The sequence below is a fragment of the Streptomyces sp. LHD-70 genome (assembly GCF_031157275.1).
In the GTDB taxonomy this organism is placed as follows: domain Bacteria; phylum Actinomycetota; class Actinomycetes; order Streptomycetales; family Streptomycetaceae; genus Streptomyces.
This window is the reverse complement of the sequence record NZ_JAVIFW010000050.1, coordinates 1-6,125: the sequence shown is the minus strand read 5'-3', so window position 1 is coordinate 6,125 and position 6,125 is coordinate 1. Positions and strand designations below refer to the sequence as shown.

Sequence of the window (6,125 nt, the reverse complement as noted above, 5' to 3'; positions counted from 1 at the left end):
GGTGGAGGGGGAGGGGGGAGGGGGGAGGCCCCCTAGTGAAGCGGTCCCCGAAAAGCCCCCCTCACAACTGCCCCACCCCCGTAACCCGAACAACAGCCCGCCCTTCCTCGTCGGACGCGGCGAGGTCGACTTCGGCGCTGATGCCCCAGTCGTGGTCGTCGTTGGGGTCGGCGAAGGTCTGGCGGACGCGCCACAGGCCGTGGGCCGGGTCTTCCTCGATGGAGAGGAGCTTGGGGCCGCGGGCGTCGGGGCCGGTGCCGAGGTCGTCGTACTCGTCCCAGTAGGCGTCCATGGCTTCGCCCCAGGCGTCGGCGTCCCAGCCGGAGTCGCTGTCGAGTTCGCCGAGTTCGTCGACGTTGTCGAGGGCGGCGAGTTCGACGCGGCGGAACATGGCGTTGCGGACGAGGACGCGGAACGCGCGGGCGTTGGCGGTGACCGGCTTGACCTGGTCGGCCTTCTCCTGCGCCTCTTCGGCGGTCTCGACCTCGGGGTTGGCGAGCTGCTCCCACTCGTCGAGGAGTGAGGAGTCGACCTGGCGGACCATTTCGCCGAGCCAGGCGATGAGGTCTTCGAGGTCGTCGGACTTGAGGTCGTCCGGGATGGTGTGCTCGAGCGCCTTGTAGGCGCTCGCCAGGTAGCGAAGGACGATGCCTTCGGTGCGGGCGAGTTCGTAGAAGGAGGTGAACTCGGTGAAGGACAGGGCGCGTTCGTACATGTCCCGGATCACGGACTTCGGCGACACCGGGTGGTCGCCGACCCACGGGTGCGAGCGCCGGTAGAGCCCGTACGCGTGCCAGAGGAGCTCTTCGAGGGGCTTGGGGTACGAGATGTCCTGGAGCCGCTCCATCCGCTCCTCGTACTCGACGCCGTCGGCCTTCATCTGGCCGACGGCCTCGCCGCGTGCCTTGTTCTGCTGGGCGGCGAGGATCTGGCGTGGGTCGTCGAGGGTGGATTCGACGACGGACACCATGTCGAGGGCGTACGAGGGGGATTCGGGGTCGAGGAGTTCGAACGCGGCGAGTGCGAAGGTCGACAGGGGCTGGTTGAGGGCGAAGTCCTGCTGCAGGTCGACGGTGAGCCGGACGATGCGGCCGGTCGCGTCGGGCTTGTCGAGCTTTTCGACGACGCCGCCGTCGAGGAGCGAGCGGTAGATGGCGATGGTCCGGCGGATGTGCCGAATCTGGTTCTTGCGTGGCTCGTGATTGTCCTCGAGGAGGCGGCGCATGGCCTGGAAGGCGTTGCCGGGCCGGGCGATCACGGACAGGAGCATGGTGTGGGTGACGCGGAACCGTGAGGTCAGCGGCTCGGGTTCGGAGGCGATGAGCTTCTCGAAGGTGTTCTCGGTCCAGCCGACGAAGCCTTCGGGCGCCTTCTTGCGGACGACCTTGCGCCGCTTCTTCGGGTCGTCTCCTGCCTTGGCGAGGGCCTTCTCGTTCTCGATGACGTGCTCGGGGGCCTGGGCGACGACGAGTCCGGCGGTGTCGAATCCGGCCCGGCCCGCGCGGCCCGCGATCTGGTGGAACTCGCGGGCACGCAGCACGCGTACGCGGTTGCCGTCGTACTTGGCGAGGGCGGTGAACAGCACTGTCCTGATGGGGACGTTGACGCCGACGCCGAGGGTGTCCGTACCGCAGATGACCTTGAGGAGTCCGGCCTGGGCGAGTTTCTCCACGAGGCGGCGGTACTTGGGCAGCATGCCCGCGTGGTGCACGCCGATGCCGTGGCGTACGTAGCGGGAGAGGTTGCGGCCGAATTTGGTGGTGAAGCGGAAGTTGCCGATCAGCTCGGCGATCTGTTCCTTCTCGGCCTTGGTGCACATGTTGATGCTCATCAGGGACTGGGCGCGTTCGACGGCCTGTGCCTGGGTGAAGTGCACGATGTAGACGGGTGCCTGCTTCGTCTCGAGCAGTTCCGTCAGCGTCTCGGTGATGGGTGTGAAGCGGTATTCGTACGAGAGCGGCACTGGCCGGGTCGCGGAGCGCACCACGGAGGTGGGACGGCCGGTGCGGCGGGTGAGGTCCTTCTCGAACATGGAGACATCGCCGAGCGTCGCCGACATCAGGACGAACTGGGCCTGCGGCAGTTCGAGCAGCGGGATCTGCCAGGCCCAGCCGCGGTCCGGTTCCGCGTAGAAGTGGAACTCGTCCATCACGACCTGGCCGATGTCGGCGTCCTTGCCGTCGCGCAGCGCGATGGACGCGAGGACCTCGGCGGTGCAGCAGATGACCGGCGCATCGGCGTTGACGGAGGCGTCGCCGGTGAGCATGCCGACGTTCTCGGTGCCGAAGAGCTTGCAGAGGTCGAAGAACTTCTCGCTGACCAGTGCCTTGATCGGCGCGGTGTAGAAGGTGACTTTGTCGGCGGCCAGGGCGGCGAAGTGGGCGCCTGCGGCGACGAGGCTCTTGCCGGACCCGGTGGGCGTGGACAAGATCACGTTGGCGCCGGAGACCACCTCGATCAGCGCCTCCTCCTGAGCCGGATAGAGAGTGATGCCCTGTTCCTCGGTCCATGACGAGAAGGCGTCGAAGAGGGCATCGGGGTCGGCGTCCGGCGGCAGCTGATCGATAAGGGTCACACCCCCATCTTGCCTGCCCGCACCCCCGATCCGGGAACCGGAGGTCGGCGGGAAGATCACGAGCGTTACGCTGTGCCGTCGACCGGGCGCCCGACCATGCGTCAACTGGGCGTCAGCACAACGAGAATTGGGGCGGGCAACGGCCATGATGGGTCCAGCACACTCACTGTCGGGAGCGGCGGCCTGGCTGGGGGTGGGAGCGGCGGCGGCTGCCGCGGGGCACCCGATGCCCTGGCCGGTCCTCGTCGTCGGCGCGCTGATCTGTGCGGGCGCGGCGCTGGCCCCTGACCTGGACCATAAGTCGGCCACGATCTCCAGGGCCTTCGGCCCGATCTCGCGGGGGTTGTGCGAGGTCGTGGACAACCTCTCGTACGCGGTCTACAAGGCGACGAAGAGCCGTCAGGACCCGCGGCGCACGGGTGGCCATCGCACGCTGACGCACACGTGGCTGTGGGCGGTGCTGATCGGCGGCGGTACATCGGTCCTCGCGATCACTGGGGGGCGGTGGGCGGTCCTCGCGATCCTCTTCGTGCATCTGGTGCTGGCGGTGGAGGGCCTGCTGTGGAGGGCCGCCCGGGTTTCGAGCGACGTACTGGTGTGGCTGCTCGGTGCGACGAGCGCGTGGATCCTCGCGGGTGTGCTCGACAAGCCGGGCTACGGTGCGGACTGGCTGTTCACCGGCCCGGGCCAGGAGTACTTGTGGCTGGGCCTGCCGATCATCCTGGGCGCCCTCGTGCATTGCGTCGGCGATGCCCTGACGGTGTCGGGCTGCCCGATCCTGTGGCCGATCCCCATCGCGGGCAAGCGCTGGTACCCGATGGGTCCGCCGAAGGCGATGCGGTTCCGCGCAGGCAGCTGGGTGGAGCTGAAGGTGCTGATGCCGGTGTTCATGCTGCTCGGCGGTGTGGGCGGTGCGGCTGCGCTGAACTTCATCTAGGCGGTCCGGGCACGGGTCTGCGCTTGGTTCGGGCAGTACGGGCCCACGGGCCCACGGGGCGCGTTGGCGGGCCTTCGCCCTCGCGCACCTAACCCTCAACCTTAGGGTGAGACTCCACTCGATCGGCAGGTCAGGCCACCTCTCGCGGGGATGGTCTTGAGGCTGTTCCGGTGGGCGTGGCCCTGGAAGCAGGAGCCAGGTCTGCCGTCGACGGAATGGAGGTCGCGCGCCCCGCCCGCCACGCTTCCCGCCCGGGCTCATATGAGGGCGGCGACCAGTAGGGCGAAGGCGGCGATGATGACGGCGACGCGGGCGTAGTGGAAGCGGTCCCAGCGGCGCAGCTGCTGCTTCCAGTCGGCCGGCAGGCCGTCGGCGGTCCATGTCTTGGCCCGGTTGTTGATCGGGACGAGCAGCAGGATCGACATGATCACGCTGACGATCAGCAGCCCGACGGCCGTGACGACGAGGCCGGCGCCGCGGTCGTGCCATTCGGCGACGGCCCAGATGGCAGCGAGGGCGAGCGAGGCGACGTACCAGAACGGCATCACGGCGCCGAGCAGTCGGGCCCCGTGGGTGCGGCCGCGGAGGCCGCTGTCGCCGGGGAGGCCGTCGAGGATCGGGTTGATGAAGAAGGCGACGGAGAACTCCACGCCCGCCATCACGCCGACGGTCACGGTGGTGAAGACCTCAAGTGCATTGAGCATGATGACCCCCTCCTAGGATCTAGCGCCGCTAGATGTTGAGGCAATGCTAGCTCTGCTACCGCTCGATTGTCTAGCGGTGCTAGGGTCGGATCATGTCCGTACAGGAACGCAAGGAGCGCGAGCGGGCGGGCCGTGAACGCCTCATCGTGGCGACGGCTCGCGAACTCGCCGAGCAGCAGGGCTGGGAAGCGGTCACCACCCGTCGGCTCGCCGAGCGCATCGAGTACAGCCAGCCTGTCCTCTACAGTCACTTCCGCGGCAAGCGCGAGATCATCGGTGCCGTCGCCCTGGACGGGGCCTCCGAGATGGCCGCTGCGCTGCGGGCCGGGGCCATCGCCGCGGATGGGTCGCGCGCCCGGGTCACGGCCCTCGCCCGCGCCTACCTCAACTTCGCTGAGCATCACCCTGCGGTCTACGACGCCATGTTCCAGCTCGACGGCGGCCTGGCGTTCGCGGAGGAGGACACCCCGGAGCCTCTGAAGGACGCCTTCGCCGCCTTGTTGGAGACCCTCGGTGAGGTCGCCGGGGACGGAGTCCATCCAGGGCTGTTCACCGAGGTGTTCTGGGCGGCCTTGCACGGGCTGGCAACCCTGACCCGGGCCGGACGGCTGCCTTCGGGGGACGCCGAGCGGAGGGTGGAGTTGATGGTGGACAGACTGGCCGTGCTCTGACGCACCATCCGGACAGGCAGGCGGGGTCTCCGGCCCGGCTGCCCGCCTGCAGCATTGATTCCCGGTCATTCACGATGGTGTGGGCCAAGGTGACCACACTGTCCGACGTCGCCTACCGCCTGCTTGCGTGCCCGCCAAGGCGGCCCGGCCTCACTTCAGGTGGCGGTCCAGGAATCGGCACCCGTCCTCCAACTCGAACCACGGGGTGCCGGTGTGCCCTCCCAGGTTGGCGTGCAGCGTCTTCTCCTTGCTGCCGAAGGCGTCGAACAGCTCCAGGGCCCGTTGCCGTGGATTCCCCTCGTCGTCCCACTGCAGCAAGAACAGCAGCGGAAGGGAGAGCTGCCGGGCCTCCTCGCGCTGGGCGAGGGGCACGTAACCCCCGGCGAAGAAGCCGGCTGCCGCGATGCGCGGCTCGACCACCGCAAGGCGGATGCCGAGGGCGGTCCACCCCCCTGAGTACCCGACCGGTCCGCCGATCTCGGGCAGTGACAGGAGAGCGTCCAGAGTGGTCTGCCAGTCCGGGACGGCCTTTTCGACCAGCGGTCCGATGAATGATTCGAAGGCCTCATCGACTGGCTCGCCGGCCTGCATCGCCTGGCGGAAATCGGCGCGGGCCTGTTCCTCGACGGCGGAACGGGGCCGGTCACCGCACCCGGCGGCGTCGATGGTGGCCACCGCGTAGCCGCGTGCCGCGGTGTACCGGGCCCGGGCCACCAGCCGTGGGTCCGCCTTGGGCAGGCCGTTGTTGTGGGCCATCAGGACCAGCGGAGCCGGTGCTGTGGACTCAGGTGTCCACAGGGTGCCGGGGATCTCGCCGAGGGTGAATTCGCGTTCGAGGACGCCGTCTTCGAGGTGCTGCTCGGAAGTGAGGTGCTGCTCGGAAGTGAAGTGCATGGTCGTGCCTTTCGGGAGTGCGTTTGTACGGCGCTCCCGGACGACGACCTTATCGCCCGAACGTGACCCCGGAGGGGAGCACCCGTGTCGAAACAGCATTCACGGGTACCACCTCCTCGTTCTCTCGCACGGCCGACGGAAAAGTAGCAGTGGCCGACGCGGTTCCGCCAATGGATTGTTGCGGAGGCTCCGTGGCTGATGCCGCCTCAGCACATGGAGAGCGTCCTTACTGATCGTTTCAGAATGATGTTCGGAGTCGTCTCAAGCAGATGATGCTGCAAGCGAGTTGGAGCAGGCCGAGGTGGAGATCGGCTCGTATCTCATAGCGGATGCGTAGCCGCTTG

At 68.1% G+C, this 6,125-nt stretch carries 5 protein-coding genes and 1 pseudogene; 2 read left to right on the top strand and 4 right to left on the bottom strand.

Annotated features, from left to right (window positions below):
• Window positions 1-61: 61 nt before the first annotated feature.
• A complete protein-coding gene (locus RCO28_RS39160) occupies window positions 62-2,575 on the bottom strand; it encodes a DUF3516 domain-containing protein (protein ID WP_308946189.1) in 2,514 nt (837 codons plus the stop codon).
• Between the two features lie 145 nt (window positions 2,576-2,720).
• On the opposite strand from RCO28_RS39160, the gene RCO28_RS39155 reads away from it, so the two are divergent.
• Complete coding sequence (locus RCO28_RS39155; protein ID WP_308946188.1) at window positions 2,721-3,512, top strand: metal-dependent hydrolase; 792 nt, start codon at window positions 2,721-2,723, stop codon at window positions 3,510-3,512.
• Window positions 3,513-3,769: 257 nt separating this feature from the next.
• On the opposite strand, the gene RCO28_RS39150 is transcribed toward RCO28_RS39155, so the two are convergent.
• Window positions 3,770-4,216: a DUF1772 domain-containing protein gene (locus RCO28_RS39150; RefSeq protein WP_308946187.1), complete on the bottom strand. Its 447-nt coding sequence runs from the start codon at window positions 4,214-4,216 to the stop codon at window positions 3,770-3,772.
• A gap of 92 nt (window positions 4,217-4,308) precedes the next feature.
• Between RCO28_RS39150 and RCO28_RS39145 the strand changes: the two genes are divergently transcribed.
• Window positions 4,309-4,887 (top strand): TetR/AcrR family transcriptional regulator, encoded by a 579-nt coding sequence (locus RCO28_RS39145; protein WP_308946185.1) that lies wholly within the window; start codon window positions 4,309-4,311, stop codon window positions 4,885-4,887.
• A 150-nt stretch (window positions 4,888-5,037) separates the two neighbouring features.
• Here RCO28_RS39145 and RCO28_RS39140 read toward each other — a convergent pair whose 3' ends face one another.
• Both RCO28_RS39140 and RCO28_RS39135 read right to left on the bottom strand, forming a co-directional pair.
• Window positions 5,038-5,781: an alpha/beta hydrolase gene (locus RCO28_RS39140; RefSeq protein ID WP_308946184.1), complete on the bottom strand. Its 744-nt coding sequence runs from the start codon at window positions 5,779-5,781 to the stop codon at window positions 5,038-5,040.
• 238 nt (window positions 5,782-6,019) lie between these two features.
• Window positions 6,020-6,125, bottom strand: a pseudogene (locus RCO28_RS39135) (IS5/IS1182 family transposase); the annotation flags it as partial.